Source organism: Xanthomonas translucens pv. cerealis, from assembly GCF_006838285.1.
Lineage (GTDB): Bacteria > Pseudomonadota > Gammaproteobacteria > Xanthomonadales > Xanthomonadaceae > Xanthomonas_A > Xanthomonas_A cerealis.
Genome location: NZ_CP038228.1, coordinates 3,775,908 through 3,794,867 on the forward strand (window position 1 = coordinate 3,775,908; position 18,960 = coordinate 3,794,867).

The window sequence follows — 18,960 nt, forward strand, 5'->3', positions numbered from 1 at the left end:
CCATCTCTCTCATCGCGCCACCGGCGCTCAAAAAACAAAACCCGGTCCGCCCGACGGCGGCCAGGGGATCAGAACTGATAGGTCACACGCACGCCGTAGGCCGGCTGCGCGGTATCGAAATCGCGGGGCGCGTGCAGATCCCAGCCGGCGAAGCCGTCACAGGTGAGCCCGCCGCGCGCGCCACGCACGCCGGCGAAGGCGCCGACCAGGCTGCGTCCGTCCTGCCCGCTGGCGCTGGGGCCGCCGATGCGGCCGGCATCCACGCCCAGGTACGGAACGATGCCCAGGCGCTGCACCGGCAGGTTGAGCGTGTTGCGCCAGTACGCGCCGCGCTCGGCGCCGAGGGTGCGTTCGCCATCGAAGCCGCGCACGCTGTAGCGCCCGCCGATGCTGATGAATTCCGAGCCGAGCAGCAGCTGCGAGGCGGTCTGCGCGTGCAGGCTGCTGTCCCAGCTGGCGGCCACGCTGCCGAGCTTGAACGGCAGCCCGGTGCTCACATCCAGGGTGGTGACGCCGTAGCGGAAGCTGGGGAAACCCACTGCCGGGTCGTAACCGGTCCATTGCCCGTCGAACCACGGTGTACCGCGGCGGTGCGCCAGGCGCAGGTCCAGCTGCATCGGTCCCAGGTAGCGGCGGTGGCTCAGAGAGGCCTCGGCGCTGGTGGTGTGGCGGCGCTGGATGCCGATCTCGATGCCGTCCAGGTAGCTGCGCGCCTCGCGCTTGGCCACCACCACGCCGGCGGTGGTCTTGCTGCTGCCGTTGCGATGGATGACCCGCTGCAGGTCGAGCTGGGCGCTGTTGGACGCGCCACTGGACTGGAAACTCTGCAGATAGCCGTCCACACGCTGGTGGTAGCGGTAGGACGACAGCGACAGCGCGAACGTCCACCAGCCCCACGGTACGCTGTAGCTGAGGCTGTTGCCGTGCGTGCCGCGCTCGGCGCCGCGATCCACCAGGTCGTGGTTGTAGCCGATCGACAGCAGGTCGTTGATGCCCAGCGGCGCGTCCAGCGCGACGTCGATGCCGCCCTGCGCGCGGCCGGTGGCGCGCACGCCGGAGTCGTCGGCGTTGAGCACGCTGCGCCAGCGCCGGCCCTGCTGCAGGGTGATCACCAGGTCCGATTCGCCGGGTTGCTCGCCCGGGGCGATGTCGATCTTGGCGTCCTGCGACGGCACCCGCTTGAACTGTTCCACGGCCTGCTCGATCGCGCGCAGATCGACCAGGTCGCCCGGCCGCAGCGGCAAGGCGCCGCGCCAGAACGCACGGCCGTCGGCCGCTTGCACGCGCACCTGGCGCAGCCGGCCGGGCATCAGTTCGAAACGCAGCTGGCCGCTGGACAGCGCCTGCTCGGGCACGCCGATGCGTGTGGTGACCAGGCCGCGCGCGACCAGTTGATCGAGCGCGCGGCGGCGGATCAGGTCGATGCCTTCGCGGCCGATGCAGCGGCCCTGGTACTGGCGCAGGTACAGCCACAGCCAGGCAAAGCGCGCGCCATCGGCACCGGCGCCGCCCAGCTGGATGCGCTGGATCGGGAAGCACAGGGTTTCGGTAGGCAGCGCAAGGCTGCGCATGTCGGCCGGCGCCGCCGGCTCGCGCGGGCCGGCGAACGGCGCCTGGCGGTCCTGCTCCTGCTTGCGCTGCACCTCTTCGGCCTGGCGCAGCTGCTCCTGCCGGTCGAGCGTGGTCGGCTGCTCCTGAGCCAGTGCCGGCAACGCGCGGCCTGCGCAGGCGCACACCGCCAAAGCGGCAAGGACGGTTCCCTTTCTCAACGACACCACGGTAGTTCCCCTGTTACGCATCCGGCGTCTCCCTGCCTGCGCAAGGCGTCGATCGCATCCTTCCGACTGGCGCTGCGCCTCCCGTGCATGCGGGACGCACTGTGGTGCACGCCACATGACTGGAAAATCCGGGTCTCCCTGACAGGATGTCGGGAGATCCCCTAACACCTGCAGCGTTACGTGACGCAGAACGCGTTCTATTCGGAACCGCATCGCCCCAGGCCGCATTTGTCTACGGTTGTGTACACGCGTGGCGGGGCGTTGGCGGGTTGGCCCGAACGCCGCGTTGGCGTGTCCGTCCCGCCACGCCAACGGCCCCAACCCGCTAAAATCGGTCGATTGCCCGCCTAGGTTCCCGCGCCCGATGACCCCGATCGCCCGCACCGCACTGGCCTGCGCCGTGCTCGCCCTGTCCGCCTGCAAGCCGCAGGCGCCGGCCACCGATGCCACGACACCGCCCACCGCCAAGACCGCCGACGCCGCAGTGGCCGGCGACGACAACCTCAACGCGGTGCTGTGGATGCAGCGCTCGGCCGAGTACCGGGCCGTGGCCGAGCAGACCTACCGCGCGGCCGCCGACCGCCTGGATGCGGCGCTGAAGGAGCCGAACTGGGACGCGCTGGTGCCGGAGGAGCGCGGCAACGCCACGGCCGGGCTGAAGCCGGCGGTGGTGATGGACGTGGACGAAACCGTGCTGGACAACGCGCCGTACCAGGCGCGGCTGATCCGCAACGGCAAGGAATACGACGAGGTCAGCTGGGACCAGTGGGTGGCCGAGAAGAAGGCCAAGCCGATCCCTGGCGTGGTCGATTTCGCCAAGGCGGCCACCGCCAAGGGCATCACCGTGCTGTACGTGTCCAACCGCGCGGTGCACCTGACCGACGCGACCCTGGCCAACCTGCGCAGCGCCGGCCTGCCGGTGGCCGACAACAGCGTGCTGCTGGGCCTGGGCACCGTGGTCAAGGGCTGCGAGCAGAACGGCGCGGAGAAGAACTGCCGGCGCAAGCTGGTCGGCCAGCAGTACCGCGTGCTGATGCAGTTCGGCGACCAGCTCGGCGATTTCGTGCAGGTGGTGGCCAATACCCCCGACGGCCGCGCGCAGCTGCTGCAGCACTACCACGACTGGTTCGGCGAGCGCTGGTGGATGCTGCCCAACCCCAGCTACGGCGCCTGGGAACCGGCGCTGTTCAACAACGACTTCGCGCAGCCGCGCGCCGCGCGCCACCAGGCCAAGCGCGACGCGCTGGAGCTGGCGCAGTGAGCCGCGCGCCGCTGGCGTTGGACGCGCGCGAACGGCTGATCTTCGCCCTGGACGTGCCCGGCCGCAGCGAGGCGCTGCAGTGGATCGAGCGGCTCGACGACGCGGTGGCGTTCTACAAGATCGGCATGGAGCTGCTGGCCTCCGGCGAATACTTCGACGTGCTGGAGACGCTGGCCGCACGCGGCAAGCGCGTGTTCGTGGACCTGAAGTTCTTCGACATCCCGGCCACCGTCGGCGGGGTGATCCGGCGCCTGTCGCAGTGGCCGGTGGACTACTGCACGATCCACGGCTGGCACCCGGCGATGATGCAGGCCGCGGCCGCCGCCAACGGCGGCGACATGCGCCTGCTGGCGGTGACCGTGCTGACCTCGATGGGCCGCGCCGACCTGGCATCGATGGGCATCGACCGCGAACCGCAGGAGGTGGTGGTGGAGCGCGCCCTGGCCGCGCAGGCCGCCGGCATCGACGGGGTGATCGCCTCCGGCCAGGAAGCGGCGCCGATCCGCCGTGCCACCGGCGCCGGCTTCTCGATCGTGTGCCCGGGCATCCGCCCCGGCGGCCCGGTCGGCGACGACCAGCAGCGCACCGTCGGCGTGGCCCAGGCCTTCGCCGATGGCGCCGATGCGATCGTGGTCGGCCGCCCGATCCGCCAGGCCGCCGACCCGCGCGCCGCGGCCGAGGCGATCCAGCGCGAGATCGCCGCCACCCTTGCGAATACGGCGGCGTGCTGATCTCTCAATAAATATCAATGATTTAGCCACTAAAACTTAAACCATTGCATTAGCTGCGCACTGTCGGTAGCATGCGCAGCGTCCGGCGTTGCCGGAGATGTGCCACAAACCGTTCTCCGGCCTCGGTCGGATTTTGAAGAGGCCCGCGCCTTGGTGCGCGTGGCCTCTTTTTTTTGCCCGGCGCGCGGCCGGGAGGCCCGCTCAGCGCGGCGCGGCCGCGCAGTAGCGGTCGATGAAGGCCTGGTGCGGCGGCATCGCGTCCACGCAATGGCCGATGGTCTGCTCGATGCTGGCGACGAAGCGTTCGATGTCCGCGGCCGGCACCTGGTCCACCAGCGGGTGGTAGGCGCGCGGCAGGATGCCCTGCCCGACCATCACCTGCACCCAGCTGATCTCGGCGAACATCTCATCGCCATTGCGGTAGAAACGGCCGCTGTCGCCGAACAGGTCCAGCGTCGCCTGCAGTTCGGGGGTGATCGCCATGGTGCGGCACTGCCGCCAGAAGTCGCTGTCCTCGCGCTCGGTGGCGGTGTAGTGCAGCGCCAGGAAATCGCGGATGCGGTCGAACTCGAAGGCGATGCGGTCGTTGTAGCGCTGCACCAGCACCGGGCTGATGCCCTCGCGCGGGAACAACTCCAGCAGCTTGGAGATGCCGGACTGGATCAGGTGGATGCTGGTGGATTCCAGCGGCTCCATGAAGCCGCTGGCCAGGCCCAGGGCGACCACGTTGCGGTTCCAGACCTGCTTGCGGCGGCCGGTGACGAAACGCAGCGGGCGCGGATCGGCCAGCGCCGCGCCGTCCAGATTGGCCAGCAGCGTGGCCGCGGCCTCGTCGTCGCTGATGTGCGCGCTGGAATACACATAGCCGTTGCCGGTGCGGTGCTGCAGCGGGATGCGCCATTGCCAGCCGGCCGCGCGCGCGGTGGCGCGGGTGTACGGCGTCGGCGGGCCGACCTTGGCGCACGGCACCGCCAGCGCGCGGTCGCACGGCAGCCAGTGGGTGAAATCGTGGTAGCCGGTGTGCAGCGCCTGCTCGATCAGCAGGCCGCAGAACCCGGAGCAGTCGATGAACAGATCGCCGGCGATCGTGTCGCCCGAGGCCAGCCGCACCGAGCGCACATCGCCCGATTCCGGATGCAGCTGCACCTGCTCGACGATGCCTTCGCGCCGGGTCACCCCGCGCTGCTCGGAAAAACGGCGCAGGAACGCCGCGTACAGCGAGGCGTCGAAATGGTAGGCGTAGGCGATGTTGCCCAGCGGCGAATTGGGCGGCGCATCGCTGGCCGAGGTCATGAACTTGCCGCGCCTGGCGGCCACGGTGTTGAGCGTGTAGGCGCCCAGCGGCTTGGCCTTGCCGGCCAGCGCCTGTTTGAACCAGTACTGCTGGAACGGCAGCAGCCCGAGCGAATGCCCGATCTCGGTGCCGAAGCCATGGATGTAGGTGGTGCCCGGCCGCTGCCAGTCGACGAACTCGATACCGAGCTTGAAGCTGCCCTGGGTCTGGCGCACGAACTCGGCTTCGTTGATGCCGAGCAGGTTGTTGAAGGCCTTGATGTGCGGCACGGTGGCCTCGCCGACGCCGACGATGCCGATCTGTTCCGACTCGATCAGGGTGATGCGGTAGTCCGGGCCCAGCACGCGCGCCAGCGCGGCGGCGGCCATCCAGCCGGCGGTGCCGCCGCCGACGATGACCAGATTGCGGAGAGGGGCGGCGATCATGCGTGCGCGGTCCTGTACGGAAAGAAGGGAGTATCCGATACGCGAACGGGGCCAAGCTCCCCCGTCCGGAAAAACCCCACGCGCGCCGGTCGGGCACACGCGCGGGCGATGCGGTGGATCAGAACTTGGCGCCGATTTCGAAGGTCACGGTGCGCGGGACGTAGTTGATGTCGCCGGTGGTGTTCAAGCCCACATAGCTGGTGTCCAACCGTCCGCCGGTGCCGAAGTAGTTGCCCGATTCATCCGGGCCACCGTAGATGTAACTCGAGTAGTTCTTGAAGTTGAAGGCGTTGAGCAGATTGATGCGCGCCGACAGCTTGAAGTCGTTGTACACGGTGAAGTCCTTGGTAGCCTGGAAGTCCACCGTGCGGTAGCCCCAGATCTTGCCACCGACCAGGAACTTGCCGCTGCCAGGCGGCACGAAGCCGATTTGCTGGCAGGTGGCGCCGTCGGCATCGGTGTGGCCGAAGCAGGCGATGGTATTGACCGGTTCCGGGGTGGCCAACACGACCTTGGCGCCGAAGGTGATGCCCCACGGTCCGTCGATCGAACCGGACGCGACGAAGCGGTGCGATGCCGCGGCATCGGACTTCACGAACGGGTAATCGTGGATGGTCGCCTTGTCGAACCCGTACGGCTCGTCGATGTTGCGGTTCTGGCGCGCGCTGGTGTGGGTGTAGGACAGGGTCAGGCCCCAGCCCGATTCCTTGGTATACGGCTTCTCCGCCGACAACAGCACCTGGCTGCTGCGCTGTTCCAGGCCGTTACTGCCCAGAATCGTGTTCTGGTAGCCGGGGACCGGCTCACCCCAAGGTGCGCTGCCGGTGGCATCGAAGTAAGACCCATCCGGGTAGCGGTTGATCAGCGACATCGCGAAGCCGTCATAGCTGAGGATGCGCTGGAAGGTCACATCGGTGAGCCAGTCGCCGACCTGGTTGCTGATACCGATGCTGTACTGGTCGCTGTACGGAGTCTTGATCTTGTTGTTGAACATGAACAGTTCGGCGCTGCCGCTGACGCCAGGAATGGTGTTCAGCTGGTCCACGCCCTGCAGGTACCGGGGATCCCAATCGGCGCAAGCGCGGTCGGCCTTGTAGCACGCGCTGGCGGTTGGGTCCTTGAAGTAGACCACCACCGGCGACAACGCGGCCTTGCTGGTTTCCAGCGCCAGCTGCTCGAACAGGTTGCGGTCGTAGGAACGGCCCGCGCCGCCGTGCAGTACCGCGCGCTCGTCGCCGAAGAAATCGTAGGAGAAGCCCAGGCGCGGCGCCCAGCCATCCTTGAAGTTCTTGCGGTTGTTGCCGGTGCTGATGTAATCGGCGACATTGATGCCGCTGGGCAGCAGGCGGTTGGCCCAGGGCTGGCCCGGGTTGGCCGGATCGTCGGAGTACAGTGCGTTGACGAAGTCCTGCGAGGTGACGAAGTCGGTGTAGGCCGGGTTCTTTTCGTAGTCCCAACGCACGCCGACGTTAATCATCAGCTTGTCGGTCGCGGCCCAATCGTCCTGGATGTAGATACCGTACTGCTTGGACGGCGATTCCACCGTCGCCTTCTGCCCCGGCGTGGCGTACGGCGCGACGAAATCCACGCGGTACGGGATGGCGACGATGCCATTGGCATCGACCGAGTAGCTGAACTGCGGATTCAACGCGGCCGCGTCCTGCGAGGTCAGCTTGATGTCCTTGTAGCTCACGCCCATTTTGATGGTGTGTTCGCCGTGCCACTGGAAGCTGGTGAAAGTCAGGTCGTTCTGCAGGGACCAACCCTTCTGGCTCTTGCGCTGCACGTTCAAGCCGCCAGCCGAACCGGTTTCCAGGAAGGTGTACTCGCCGATGTTCGGGTCGTTGTAGTTGAGATACTTGTACGCGATACCGTTGCCGATGCTCATCGGCGTGGGGTTGTTCTCCGAGTTCTCGGTGCCGACGATCAGCTCGTTGAACCAGTTGTCGGCGCTGTGCTGCCAGCGCAGGCTCGCGCGCTTGTCCTTGTTGATCTTGTTGGTGCCGTGGTCGGTGGCACTGGTACCGCCGACGTTGGCGACCTGGGTTTCGTCGCGGTACTGGCCGCTCAGCTCGATGCGGTCGCGATCGGTCGGCTCGAAATCGATCTTGCCGAAATACAGGTCTTCCGAGAACGGCATGTTCGCCGCGCCATACTGGCTACTCAGGTTGGAGGGCAGAAAGCCCGTGTAGGAACCAGCGTTGGCATCGGCCTGGATGCTCTTGGGCGCGATGTTGTCCTTGCCCTCGTAGGCAACGAAGAAGTGCATGCGGTCCTGGATGATCGGGCCGCCCAGGGCGAAGCCGTATTCCTTGGTCTGCGAATCGATCTTGCCGTTTTTCTGCTCGTCCGGACGCTTGTCGCGCAGATCCTGGTCGGTATAGCGGTAGAACGCCTCGCCGTGGAACTCGTTGGTGCCGGACTTGGTCGCCGCGGTGATCGCCGCGCCGCTGATCTGGCCGTATTCGGCCTTGTAGTTGGAGGTGATGACCTTGTATTCGCCGATCGCCAGCTGCGGGAACGGATTGCCCTGGGTGTCGCTCTGGCCGGCGATGCCGCCGCCCTTGACATAGCTCTTCTGGCCGACGCCATCGATGTACAGGTTGCTGGCGCTGGCGTTGGAGGCGCCGCCGCGCAGCTTGGTATTTCCGTTGCCATCGATCTGGAACACCATGCCCGGCACGGTGTCGGCGAACTCGAGGAAGTTGCGCGTGGCCTGCGGCAGCTGCTGGATCTGGTGCAGCGACACCACGTTGCCCACTTCCGAGGTCTTGACGTCCTTCATCGACGGCGGCGCGGTGACGTTGACCGTGCTCAGCGTGGTGGCGTCGCCACCCGGCGCGGCGGCCGTGCTGGCGTCGAGATCGACCGTGGACGAGGAGGCGACCTGCAGCGTCACATTGCGCTTGATGCCGTTGGCCTCGACCGTATAGCTGCCCGGCGGCAGGCCGATCACGGTGTAGTTGCCATTGGCCCCCGCCGGCGTGCGTCGCACCGAACCGGTGGCGGTATTGGTCACGACCACTTCGGCGCCGGCCTGGGCATGGCCGCGCAGGATCGCGGTGCTGGTCTGCGCCATCGCCGGCATCGTCGCGAACAGGCTGGTGGCCAGGGCGCAGCACAGCAGGCTGCGTGCGGGCATGGTGGAAGCGGAACGCTTTCTCTTCATGACAAAAACCCCTCCCAGGGCAGTAAACGGGTTCATTCGTTGTTTGTTCTAGTTGGATGCAGACGGTGACGGCGAAACGCGATGGGCGCTGTCAGTCCATGGCGGTCCCTCGCTGGCCGCTGGACGCGCGGACGATCAATTGCGGAACGATATCGGTGGCGAGCGGCGCTTCCGCGGCCGCTGCGGCGGCTTGCGGTTCCAGCGCGGCAATCAGCAGTTGCATCGCGCGCGCGCCGAAGCCAGCGATGTCCACGCGCATCGTGGTCAGCGCCGGGTGCACGTAGCGCGCCATCGGCACGTCGTCGAAACCGGCCAGGGCGATGTCGTCGGGCACGCGCAGGCCGGCGTGGGTGAAAGCGAACAGGCAACCGAGCGCCATCATGTCGTTGGCCGCGAACACCACGTCCGGACGCAGGCCCTGCAGCAGCGCCTGCCCGGCCCGGTAGCCGGAAGCTTCGTCGAAATCGCCCGGCAACACCCGCGGCGGCACCTGCGGGCAACGCTCGCGCAACTCGTCGCGGTAGCCGCGCAGGCGTTCGCGTGCATCGAAGTTGGCGTCCGGCCCGGCGATGAAGGCGATGCGGCGGTGGCCGCTGTCGAGCAGGTGGCGGGTCATCGCGCGCGCGCCGCCGTAGTTGTCCACGTTGAGCACCTGCGCATTGGCGATGCGCTCGGCACAGTTCATCAGCACCGCCGGCAGCGCACCGGGCAGCATGTCCGCGGCGTCCTCGGTAGCGGTGCCAAGATAGGGCGACATGAGCAGCAGCCCGTCCACGCGTCCGGGCAGGCGCCGCACCGCCAGCCGCTGCTCTTCCGGCTCGCCGTGGTAGCTGGACACCAGCAAATGCAGGCCGCGCTCGCGGGCGATCATGTCGATGCCGCGGATCAGTTCGGAGAAGAACTCGCCGTGCAGGTCGGGCAGGACCACGCCGATGGTGTGGGTGCGGCGGCTGCTGAGACTGCGCGCGGCGTGGTGCGGCACGTAGTGCAGGGTGCGCGCGGCTTCCAGCACGCGCGCTCGCACCGGTTCGGCCACGTGCTGGTGGCCGTTCATGGTGCGCGATACGGTCGCCACCGAGACGTTGGCCAGGCGCGCCACATCCTTGATGGTGATGCTCGCGCGCTGCGCGGGCGGGTGTGCGATGCGCGGATTCACCAGCGTGCCTACGGGGCCCGCAACGGCTTGCCCAGCGCCACGCCGCAGCGGGCGATATCAGTGTGATGCAGCTCTCGGAAGATTTCGAACATGTATCGCACTGGGACCCCCGTCCAGTACCACCCCAAGATGAGGTTGGCGGACGGTAACAGCAACTGCAAGCGGTGACATGATGCGCCGCAGCATTGCGCAATGGGGCGGCACACCGTGCGATACGCCGACGTCGCGCCGCTATCGTTGTCTCGGCCAGGACGATCGGGCCAAGCATTGTCCTGCAGCGACATCGACATCGCGTCCCGCAGCCGCCGCGACGGCACCGCACGGGCGCGCGGCTTGCCGGAATCGCGCGCGCGCAGCAAGATGCTGAACGTTTTGGGGAACGAGCCGAATAGAGTATGTCGCCGCCACGCCCGACCTGGCTCACGCCCTTGCATGTCGTCCCAGCGCTGCTGCTGGCCGCGCTGGCTCTGTCCGGCTGCAAGCGCAGCCCCGCCGAGCTGCCCGGCGCCAGCGCCGAACCGGCCGCGGCCGTGCGCGAGCTGGCGCGCACGCTGCAGCGCAACGACCTGGCCGGCTATGCCCGTGCCGCGGTCCCGTCCGAGCGGTACCAACGCCTGCAGCAGGCCTGGAGCGAGGACCGCAGCCGCTGGCCACTGACCCAGCTGCCGCTGGCCGAGCGCCTGCCCGAAGTGCTCGACACCCTGGCCGCGGCGGACGCCGAGCGACAGCTGCAGCGCGCCTTCGACGCGCAGTTCGGCGGACAGACCGCGAGCCTGCGCCAGGCCGCGCACTCGCTGGGCCTGTTCGGCGTGCAGTATTTGCGCAACCAGGGCGACTACACGCCGGAGCAGCGCGGCCACTACGTGCAGCTGGTGCAGGGGCTGAGCGGCTGGGCCGAACACGCGCCGCTGGCCGAGCGCAAGCGCGCGCAGGCGGCGATCGCGCAGCTCAGCGCCGCCGCACGCCGCACCGGCCTGCGCAGCGACGCCGACCTGCGCAGCCAGGGCATGGAGCAGAGCCTGCAGCGGCTCGGCCCGTTCCTGGGAGAGCTGAAGACGGTGCTGGCCGGCTACGGCCTGGACCTGGACACCAGCGCGCGCGAACTGCGCACCGGGCTGGTCAGCCAGCAAGGCGACCAGGCCGTGGTGCGCATCCAGTACCCGCTGGGCAGCGCGCAGATCGACACCACCGCCTTGCTGGTCCGCCGCCGGGGGCACTGGTATCTGCGCGATACCCTGCACGCGGTGGACGCGCTGCTGGCCGCCGCGGCACCCGCCGCCCCTGCCGCCCCCCGGCGGCGCCGGCCGCCGACCACGCAGCGCCGGCTAAGCGATAATGCCGTCGATGCCAGAACAAAATCCCCTTCCCTTCCCCGACGCCGCCGCGGCTGCGCGCGCCTCGGACCCGGCGTCCGCGCCCGCCCCCGCTGCCAGTGGCGATGCCGCGGGCAGCGTGCCGCCGGCCAACGGCGCTGCCGCGCTGCCAAGCCAGGCGCTGGCCGCGCGCGCCGCCAAGCGGCCGCTGTGGGCGCGCCTGCTCGGGCGCGTGGCCGATCCGTGGCTGGGCCTGAACATCGAACCGGCCGAACCCAGCCAGTACGACGACGGCCGCCCGGTGGTCTACGTGCTGGAGGACTACGGCCTGTCCAACGCGCTGATCCTGGACAAGGCCTGCCGCGAGGCGGGCCTGCCGTCGCCGCTGGTGCCGCTGCCCGGCGACCCGCTGGGGCGCAAGCGCGCCTACCTGGCGCTGTCGCGGCGCAGCAGCAACAACGCGCTGATCCCCGAACAGCGCGGCGCCAAGACCCACTCCGACTCGTTGGCCAAGCTGCTGCAGGCGCATCGCGAACGCCCGGACCTGGACATCCACCTGGTGCCGGTGTCGATCTTCGTCGGCCGCGCCCCGGACAAGCAAAGCGGCTGGTTTGCGGTGCTGTTCTCGGAAAACTGGGCGCTGGTCGGCAGCTTCCGCCGCCTGCTCGGCGTGCTGCTCAATGGGCGCAGCACCATCGTGCGCTTCGCCCCGCCGGTGTCGATGCGGCTGACGATCGAGGAAGGGCTGCCGCCCGAACGCACCGTGCGCAAGCTGCAGCGCGTGCTGCGCACCCATTTCCGGCGCATCCGCGAGGCGGTGATCGGGCCGGACCTGTCGACCCGCCGGCTGCTGGTGGACCAGGTGCTGGCCGCCGAGCCGGTGCGCGAGGCGATCGCCGCGCAGGCCAAGCGCGACACCAGCAAGCCGATGGACGCCTGGCGCAAGGCCCACGCCTATGCCTGGGAAATCGCCGCCGACTACTCCAGCCCGGTGGTGCGCTCGGCCAGCTTCCTGCTCACCCACGTGTGGAACCGCATCTATGCCGGCGTGCTGGTGCACCACCTGGACAAGCTGAAAGAGGCCGCGCCCGGGCACGAAGTGATCTACGTGCCCAGCCACCGCAGCCACATGGACTACTTGCTGCTGTCCTACCTGCTGTACGAACGCGGCATCGTGCCGCCGCACATCGTGGCCGGCATCAACCTCAACCTGCCGGTGGTCGGCACCCTGCTGCGCAAGGGCGGCGCGTTCTTCATCCGCCGCTCGATCCGCGGCAATGCGCTGTACTCGGCGGTGCTCAGCGAATACGTGGCGCAGCTGGTGGCCGGCGGCTACTCGATCGAGTACTTCGTCGAAGGCGGCCGCTCGCGCACCGGCCGCCTGCTGCAGCCCAAGGGCGGCATGATCGCGATGACCCTGCGCGCGTTCCTGCGCCAACCGCGCAAGCCGGTGCTGTTCCAGCCGATCTACGTCGGCTACGAGAAGCTGATGGAAGGCAACAGCTATCTCGACGAACTCAGTGGCCGGCCCAAGGAGAAAGAGTCGATCTGGGGCCTGCTGTGGAGCATCCCCAAGGTGCTCAAGCAGAACTACGGCCAGGTGGTGGTGAACTTCGGCGAGCCGATCGCGCTGAGCCAGGTGCTGGCGCAGCGCGCGCCGGACTGGGACGGCCAGCCGCTGGGCGAGGACGAGAAACCGAACTGGTTGAACGGCACCGTCGATGCGCTGGCGCAGCAGATCCAGGTGCACATCAACGCCGCCGCCGACGTCAATCCGGTCAACCTGCTGGCGCTAGCGCTGCTGTCCACGCCCAAGCACGCGATGGGCGAAGCCGACATGATCGCGCAGATCGAACTGTGCAAGAAGCTGCTGGCCGAACTGCCGTACTCGGACCGGGTCACCGTCACCCCGCATTCGCCCGAGCGCATCATCGCCCACGCCGAAGAGATCAACGTGCTGACCCGCACGCCGCATCCGCTCGGCGACGTGCTCAGCGTCAACGGCGACAACGCGGTGCTGCTGAGCTACTTCCGCAACAACGTGCTGCACCTGTTCACCGCCTCCTCGTGGGTGGCGTGCTGCTTCCAGAACAACCGCCGCATGAGCCGCTCCGGCCTGCTGCGGCTGGGCCGCACTGTTTACCCGTTCCTGCAGGCCGAACTGTTCCTGCCGTGGAGCGAGGACCAGTTCGCCGAACGCATCGAGCGCACCATCGAGGTGTTCGCGCGCGAAGGCCTGCTGCTGCAGGTCAACGACGACGATGGCGGGGTTCTGGCGCGCAACACCGGGCAGACCGACGAGGTGTTCCGCCTGCGCGCGATCGGGCATTCGCTGCAGCAGGCGTTCGAGCGCTACTACATCGCCATTTCGGTGCTGGTCAAGAACGGCCCCGGCAAGCTCGGCGCAGGCGAACTGGAAAGCCTGTGCCAGCAGGCCGCGCAACGCCTGAGCCTGCTGTACGCCCCGGCCGCGCCGGAGTTCTTCGACAAGACCCTGTTCCGCGGCTTCATCCAGAAGCTGCGCGAACTGAAGCTGGTGTGGCCGGACGCGAACAGCAAGCTGATGTTCGACGAGCGCCTGGACGCATGGGCCAAGGACGCCAAGTTCATTCTTGGCCGCGAACTGCGCCATACGATCGAACGGGTCAGCCCGGAGGCGGCGAAGCCGGAAGAGGCTCCGGTTTCGGAGTGAGAGCACTGTTACTGCGGTAGGGACTAAACGCGTGGCGGCGCGTTCGTCATCACGGCGCCGATGCGTCTGTCTGGCGTGCCGCGAACTGCGCCACACCATCGAGCGGGCCAGCCCGAAAGCGGCGAAGCCGGAAGAGCCGGCGGTGGCGCAGGATTGAGGCGGCCGCATGGTGCTTTTCTCGCCGCTAGCGACAGACTTGTAGGAGCAACTGTCTTCAGCCACGACGAGCTAAGTGGTGAATGTTCCGAACGGGCATGCAGTCGGGACTGAAGTCCCTCCCACACGAGTCCACGGCGCCGGTGGAATCCTTGTGGGAGCGACTTCAGTCGCGACGAACGCAGCGGCGGACCTTCCGGCTTCGGAAGTTGTCGCGGCTGAAGCCTCCTACAGGTGACAGCGTGCGGAGCGAATGGCTCAGCCTCCGAACAGATCGCCAGTGACCGGCCCGGCAGGCGCGACGTCTGCCGGATAGACCAATTGTCCATGCGCATCTGTGCGCGCGGCAGGGTTGAGGACGGCCGGCTCGCGGCGCTTGCCGTCGAGCAGGTGGATCACCGGGTGGCCGTGGTGCAGCAGGTGGTCGCAGACGATCTGGCGATGGCATTGGCGCCAGTCGGCTTCGGCGCACATCAGCGCGCAAGCGCCGACGCTGCCGAGGGCGCGCAGCTCGGCCAGCGCCGCCCCGAAGTCGGCGCCCAGTGCGTAGTCGGCATAGTGGTGGAAACCGGCGCGGCGCCAGTGGCCGTTGCGCTGCGGGTCGATGCCGGGCTGCTTGGCGCGGCGCCCGCCCAGCGCGGGGAAGTGCCGGTAGCCGATACCGGCGGCGGCCAGGCTGTGCGCCAGCGCGCGGCCGTCGAACTGCGGGAAACGCCGCGACGACGGGAATGCCCGCACGTCGGCCAGTTGGGTGACCTGCGCGCCGTGCAGGATGTCCAGGAATGCTTGCAGGGGACGGGTGGAATGGCCGACGCTGAAAAACGCCGCCGCGCTCACGCCGGTTCGTCGGGGATCAACAGGTTTTCCAGGCGCATGATGCAATCCTTGAGCTGCAGCTTGCGCTTCTTCAGCCGCTTGGCCTGTAGCTCGTCGTCGAGGTTGGCCGGGGTGCGCTGGATCTGTTCGTCGAGCGCACGATGCTCGCGACGCAGGGCGTCGATGCGCAGGGAGATCTCGGCGGGCGTCATGTCTTCCACGAGCTCCGAGCATACACAGGCAACGGGTCTGCCGTCACCGTAGGCGACGACGGCGACTTTGTCGGCACGGCGCGGGGCCGGGACACTGTCCACGGCGCCGCAGCGGAGGCGGCGCCAATTCCCACCGTCCGCATTACCGGCGGCAGGATCGCCGCCCGGAAAGGAGTCTCGATGCGTTTGCGCCCTTCCCTGTTGGTCCTCGCCCTGGCCATCACCGCTCCCGGCCTGGCCGCCGCGGCCGACCCCAAGTACGGCGGTTTCCTGTGCTGCAACATGCGCAGCGACGGCAGCTGGATCAGCGACAGCAACTATGCCGAGAACGGCACGCGGGTGATCCCGGCCGGCACCCCGGTCAAGGTCACCGGCTCCGGCCGCTACCGGGTCAACCTGCTGATCGACGGCCACAACCGATCGATCGGTAACCACTACAGCCGCGACCTGGACGACGACGCCTTTGCCAAGCGCTACGTGATCGCGCAGGATCCCAAGCTCAAGCTGGCGGCATATCCGCCGAAGATCCGCGAGACGATCGGCAGCAGCCGCGTCACCAAGGGTATGACCCGCGAACAGACGCTGATGGCGCTGGGCTACCCGATCAGCAGCGAGAACCCGAACCTGGACGCCAGGCTGTGGCGCTATTGGCTGACCAGCTTCGGCGAGTTCCAGGTGTCCTTCGACGCTGCCGGCAAGATCGACAAGGTCACCGCCGATCCGCAGACCCAGAACCTGGCCTGTATTCCGTAAGCCGCGCAGCGCCTGCGCACGTGCAGCGGCCGTTGGCGCTGCGCGTGCGGTCCGGGTCGGCGCACCGGCCCTGCAGCGGCCTCACTGCCCGTAAGGATGGACCAGCGCGATGCGCCCCTGCGCATCGTGCTGCAGTTCGGTGAGCTTGATCGAACGCAGGTGGGTGACGCCGCCGGACAGCATCGCGTCGTGATAGAACAGGTACCAGGCGCCGTGGAATTCGCAGATCGAATGATGCGTGGTCCAACCGACCACCGGGCTCATGATCGGCCCCTGGTAGGTGAACGGGCCGTAGGGCGAATCGCCGATCGCGTGGCACAGCAGATGGGTGTCGCCGGTGGAGTACGACAGGTAGTAGCGGCCGCCGTAATTGTGCAGCCACGGCGCTTCGAAGAAACGGCGCGCATGGTCGCCGGCCAGCAGCGGCTGGCCGTGTTCGTCGACGATGCTGACCTCGCGCGGCGGCTCGGCGAACTGGGTCATGTCCGCACGCAGCCGCGCCACGCGCGGCCCCAGCGCCGGCTCGGCATCGGCCGGTTCCTCGTGCGCCTGCGCATAGGCGTTGTCGCGGTACTTCTGCAGCTGCCCGCCCCAGATCCCGCCGAAATACAGGTAATGCGCGCCGTCGTCGTCGGCGAACGCGGCCGGATCGATCGAGTAGCTGCCGTCGATGGCCTGCGGTTCGGCAGTGAACGGCCCTTCCGGGCGCGAACCGATGGCCACGCCGATCTGGAAGATGCCGTCGGCGCGCTTGGCCGGGAAGTACAGGTAATAGCGCCCGTCCTTGCACGCCGCATCCGGCGCCCACATCTGCCGCTGCGCCCACGGCACGTCCTTCACGTGCAGCGCCACGCCGCAGTCCACCACCGGGCCGTCGGCGCTGTCCATGCGGAACACGTGGTAGTCCTGCATGTCGAAATGGCCGCCGTCGTCGTTGAAAGCGATGCCGGCGTCGATATCGTGCGAGGGATAGATGTACAGCGCACCCTCGAACACGTGCGCGGACGGGTCGGCGGTGTACATGTGGGTGACCAGGGGCTGCGAGATGGCCTTGCGGGCCAGCGCTTGCAGGTCGGCGGCATCGGTGTCGGCAGACATTGCGTACCTAGCGTGTGGGGAAGAAACGTCAGTTGCCGAGCGCGGCGGCCTGCAGGCGGCGCGCGTCCAGTTCGCGTTCGATGCGCGATTCCAGCGCCTTGTCGATCTCGTACAGGAACAGCAGCGCCACCCCGAGCAGGAACGGGATCGCGCAGTACACGCTGACCGCCAGGCGGATGCCGCCTGTCACCGCGGCGCTCTGCTGCGGCAACGCGGCATCGTAGCCGTAGAACGCGAGCAGGCCGGCGACCAGCGCGCCGCCGACGCTCAGGCCGACCTTCAGCCCGCACAGCATTGCCGAGAAGATGATCGCGGTAGCGCGGCGGTGGTTCTTCCACTCCGAGTAGTCGGCCACGTCGGCGATCATCGCCCACAGCAGCGGGATGGTGATGCCATAGAAGAACCCGTGCAGCACGTAGGAGCCGAACACCAGGCCGATCGCCTGCGGCGGATAGACCGCGAACGCCAGCAGGAACAGCGTGGACACCAGCAGCGCCGCGCCGAACACATTGCGCTTGCCGTAGCGGTCGGCCAGGCGCTTGGAGCAGGCGATGCCGACGATCATCGCCAGGATGCCGCCGGCGCTGAACACGCTGAAGGCGGAGGTCGGCGCGTCCTGCGGCCAGTGCAGCACAGTCAGCCCGGCGCTGGCGAGCAAGCCGTTGATGCCGGCGATGAAGCCGTTGAACCCGGCCTGGTCGAGGAAGCGGGTCAGCGCCGCCGCATCCAGGTAGTACTTGAAGTAGTACACGTACATGCCGCCCTTCATCGCCAGGTTGACGAACACCAGGATGGTCAGCGCCAGCATCACCAGCCACGGCTTGTTGCCGACCAGGTCGCCCAGGTCCTTGCGCACGCTGGAGCGCTGCGCGGCGATCGGCAGTACCCGCTCGCGGGTGCTGAGGAAGGTGATCAGGAAGCACAGCGTGCCGACCACCGCGAACAGCGCCATGGTGCGCTGGAAGCCCTGCGCCTTGTCGCCGTTGCCCAGGATCAGCACCAGCGGCAGCAGCAGCACCTGGATCACGAACTGGGCGATGGTGACCGCGAAGAAGCGGTACGCCGACAGGCTGTTGCGCTGCGCCATGCTGCCGGTGAGCACGCCGCTGAGCGCCGAGTACGGCAGGTTGTTGGCGACGTAGATCAGCACCAGCAAGGTGTAGGTCACGAACGCGTAGACCACCTTGCCCTGCTCGCTCAGCGCCGGGGTGCTGAAGGCGAGCAGCGAGATCGCGCCGAACGGCAGCGCGGTCCACAGGATCCACGGCCGGAACTTGCCCCAGCGCGTGCGCGTGCGGTCGGCGAGGATGCCCACCAGCGGGGTGAACACCAAGGCGCCGAACAGGCCGACCACCGAGATCAGCGTGGCCGCGGTGCCGGCGGGGATGCGGTAGATGTCGGTGTAGAAGAACGCCAGGAACGTGATCAGGGTCTGGAAGATCAGGTTGGCGGCCAGGTCGCCCAGGCTGTAGCCGATCTTTTCGCTGAGCGGGAGGCGGTGCGTGCTGGTCATGGGCCTGGGAGTCGCGGGGGGAGCGTGCTGCCCTCTGCGCCGGGAGAGGGGGCGGAGGACAAGGGTACGGCGAATCTGCACGCCGGTCGGCGCGGCCCCGAGGAAACCACGCCGCCAGCGCGCAGGATCAGAACGAACCGCGGATGCCGAGCATGATGGTGCGGCCGGGCGTGCACAGGTCGTAGCTGGCGTTTGGATACTGGAAGGTGGTGCGCTGCGGTTTGTCGGTGAGATCCGTAGTCCGCGCATCACTGTTCTTCACCGTGATCCTCCCCTAAACAGCTGAGTTGCAGCGCTGCGATGCCACGCGCAGCGGCCAGCCGACGCATTGCCCGAGCGACGGAAAAACGTGCAGCGACTGCGCTGCCGGAGTCGTGGGCCGTGATCACGAATGGTAGCGCTATCAAGACGTCTGTCACGCTGCACGGCAACATTGCGACTGTCTTACGGTGACATATTCTTGACACGTGTTCTAAAACTCCGTTGATGCGTATCACGCTTCGCATGTTGTCATGACGTTTCGTATCGCTGCGCACGATGGCTTTCCTGACCTCACATCATGAAGGTAACGCTACCAGACTGCGGTGACCGCG

At 67.9% G+C, this 18,960-nt stretch carries 14 protein-coding genes; 4 read left to right on the forward strand and 10 right to left on the reverse strand.

Annotated features, from left to right (window positions below):
* Positions 1 to 68 precede the first annotated feature (68 nt).
* Positions 69 to 1,799, reverse strand: coding sequence for a ShlB/FhaC/HecB family hemolysin secretion/activation protein (locus E4A48_RS16695; protein ID WP_260607982.1), 1,731 nt, complete (start codon positions 1,797 to 1,799; stop codon positions 69 to 71).
* A 343-nt stretch (positions 1,800 to 2,142) separates the two neighbouring features.
* Here E4A48_RS16695 and E4A48_RS16700 point away from each other — a divergent pair, with 343 nt between their 5' ends.
* Complete coding sequence (locus E4A48_RS16700) at positions 2,143 to 3,039, forward strand: 5'-nucleotidase, lipoprotein e(P4) family (RefSeq protein ID WP_142742818.1); 897 nt, start codon at positions 2,143 to 2,145, stop codon at positions 3,037 to 3,039.
* Positions 3,036 to 3,770: an orotidine-5'-phosphate decarboxylase gene (pyrF, locus tag E4A48_RS16705; protein WP_142742819.1), complete on the forward strand. Its 735-nt coding sequence runs from the start codon at positions 3,036 to 3,038 to the stop codon at positions 3,768 to 3,770. Before E4A48_RS16700 ends, pyrF begins: the two co-directional genes overlap by 4 nt.
* Positions 3,771 to 3,971: 201 nt before the next feature.
* Here the strand turns inward: pyrF and E4A48_RS16710 are convergent, their stop codons facing one another.
* The 4 genes from E4A48_RS16710 to E4A48_RS20650 form a co-directional block, all read right to left on the reverse strand.
* A complete protein-coding gene (locus tag E4A48_RS16710) occupies positions 3,972 to 5,489 on the reverse strand; it encodes a tryptophan halogenase family protein (protein WP_039008555.1) in 1,518 nt (505 codons plus the stop codon).
* Positions 5,490 to 5,607: 118 nt separating this feature from the next.
* Entirely contained in the window at positions 5,608 to 8,658 is a 3,051-nt protein-coding gene (locus E4A48_RS16715; RefSeq protein ID WP_142742820.1) for a TonB-dependent receptor, read from the reverse strand.
* A 91-nt stretch (positions 8,659 to 8,749) separates the two neighbouring features.
* Positions 8,750 to 9,814, reverse strand: a complete 1,065-nt coding sequence (locus tag E4A48_RS16720) for a LacI family DNA-binding transcriptional regulator (RefSeq protein ID WP_080763484.1) — start codon at positions 9,812 to 9,814, stop codon at positions 8,750 to 8,752.
* A gap of 8 nt (positions 9,815 to 9,822) precedes the next feature.
* Positions 9,823 to 11,055 (reverse strand): hypothetical protein, encoded by a 1,233-nt coding sequence (locus E4A48_RS20650; RefSeq protein ID WP_185910670.1) that lies wholly within the window; start codon positions 11,053 to 11,055, stop codon positions 9,823 to 9,825.
* Positions 11,056 to 11,149: 94 nt separating this feature from the next.
* Between E4A48_RS20650 and plsB the strand changes: the two genes are divergently transcribed.
* A complete protein-coding gene (gene plsB, locus E4A48_RS16730; protein WP_039008559.1) occupies positions 11,150 to 13,819 on the forward strand; it encodes a glycerol-3-phosphate 1-O-acyltransferase PlsB in 2,670 nt (889 codons plus the stop codon).
* A 414-nt stretch (positions 13,820 to 14,233) separates the two neighbouring features.
* Here plsB and E4A48_RS16735 read toward each other — a convergent pair whose 3' ends face one another.
* Positions 14,234 to 14,812 carry a DUF488 domain-containing protein gene (locus E4A48_RS16735; RefSeq protein ID WP_068830344.1) on the reverse strand — a complete coding sequence of 193 codons (579 nt, stop codon included), beginning with the start codon at positions 14,810 to 14,812 and terminating at the stop codon, positions 14,234 to 14,236.
* Positions 14,809 to 15,003, reverse strand: a complete 195-nt coding sequence (locus E4A48_RS16740) for a YdcH family protein (RefSeq protein WP_003469862.1) — start codon at positions 15,001 to 15,003, stop codon at positions 14,809 to 14,811. Before E4A48_RS16740 ends, E4A48_RS16735 begins: the two co-directional genes overlap by 4 nt.
* A gap of 180 nt (positions 15,004 to 15,183) precedes the next feature.
* Here E4A48_RS16740 and E4A48_RS16745 point away from each other — a divergent pair, with 180 nt between their 5' ends.
* Positions 15,184 to 15,756, forward strand: coding sequence for a hypothetical protein (locus E4A48_RS16745; RefSeq protein ID WP_142742821.1), 573 nt, complete (start codon positions 15,184 to 15,186; stop codon positions 15,754 to 15,756).
* 81 nt (positions 15,757 to 15,837) lie between these two features.
* On the opposite strand, the gene E4A48_RS16750 is transcribed toward E4A48_RS16745, so the two are convergent.
* The 3 genes from E4A48_RS16750 to E4A48_RS21265 form a co-directional block, all read right to left on the reverse strand.
* Positions 15,838 to 16,854: a glycoside hydrolase family 43 protein gene (locus E4A48_RS16750; protein ID WP_142742822.1), complete on the reverse strand. Its 1,017-nt coding sequence runs from the start codon at positions 16,852 to 16,854 to the stop codon at positions 15,838 to 15,840.
* A gap of 28 nt (positions 16,855 to 16,882) precedes the next feature.
* Positions 16,883 to 18,367 carry an MFS transporter gene (locus E4A48_RS16755; RefSeq protein WP_142742823.1) on the reverse strand — a complete coding sequence of 495 codons (1,485 nt, stop codon included), beginning with the start codon at positions 18,365 to 18,367 and terminating at the stop codon, positions 16,883 to 16,885.
* Between the two features lie 127 nt (positions 18,368 to 18,494).
* A complete protein-coding gene (locus E4A48_RS21265; RefSeq protein WP_256057832.1) occupies positions 18,495 to 18,629 on the reverse strand; it encodes a hypothetical protein in 135 nt (44 codons plus the stop codon).
* Positions 18,630 to 18,960 lie beyond the last annotated feature (331 nt).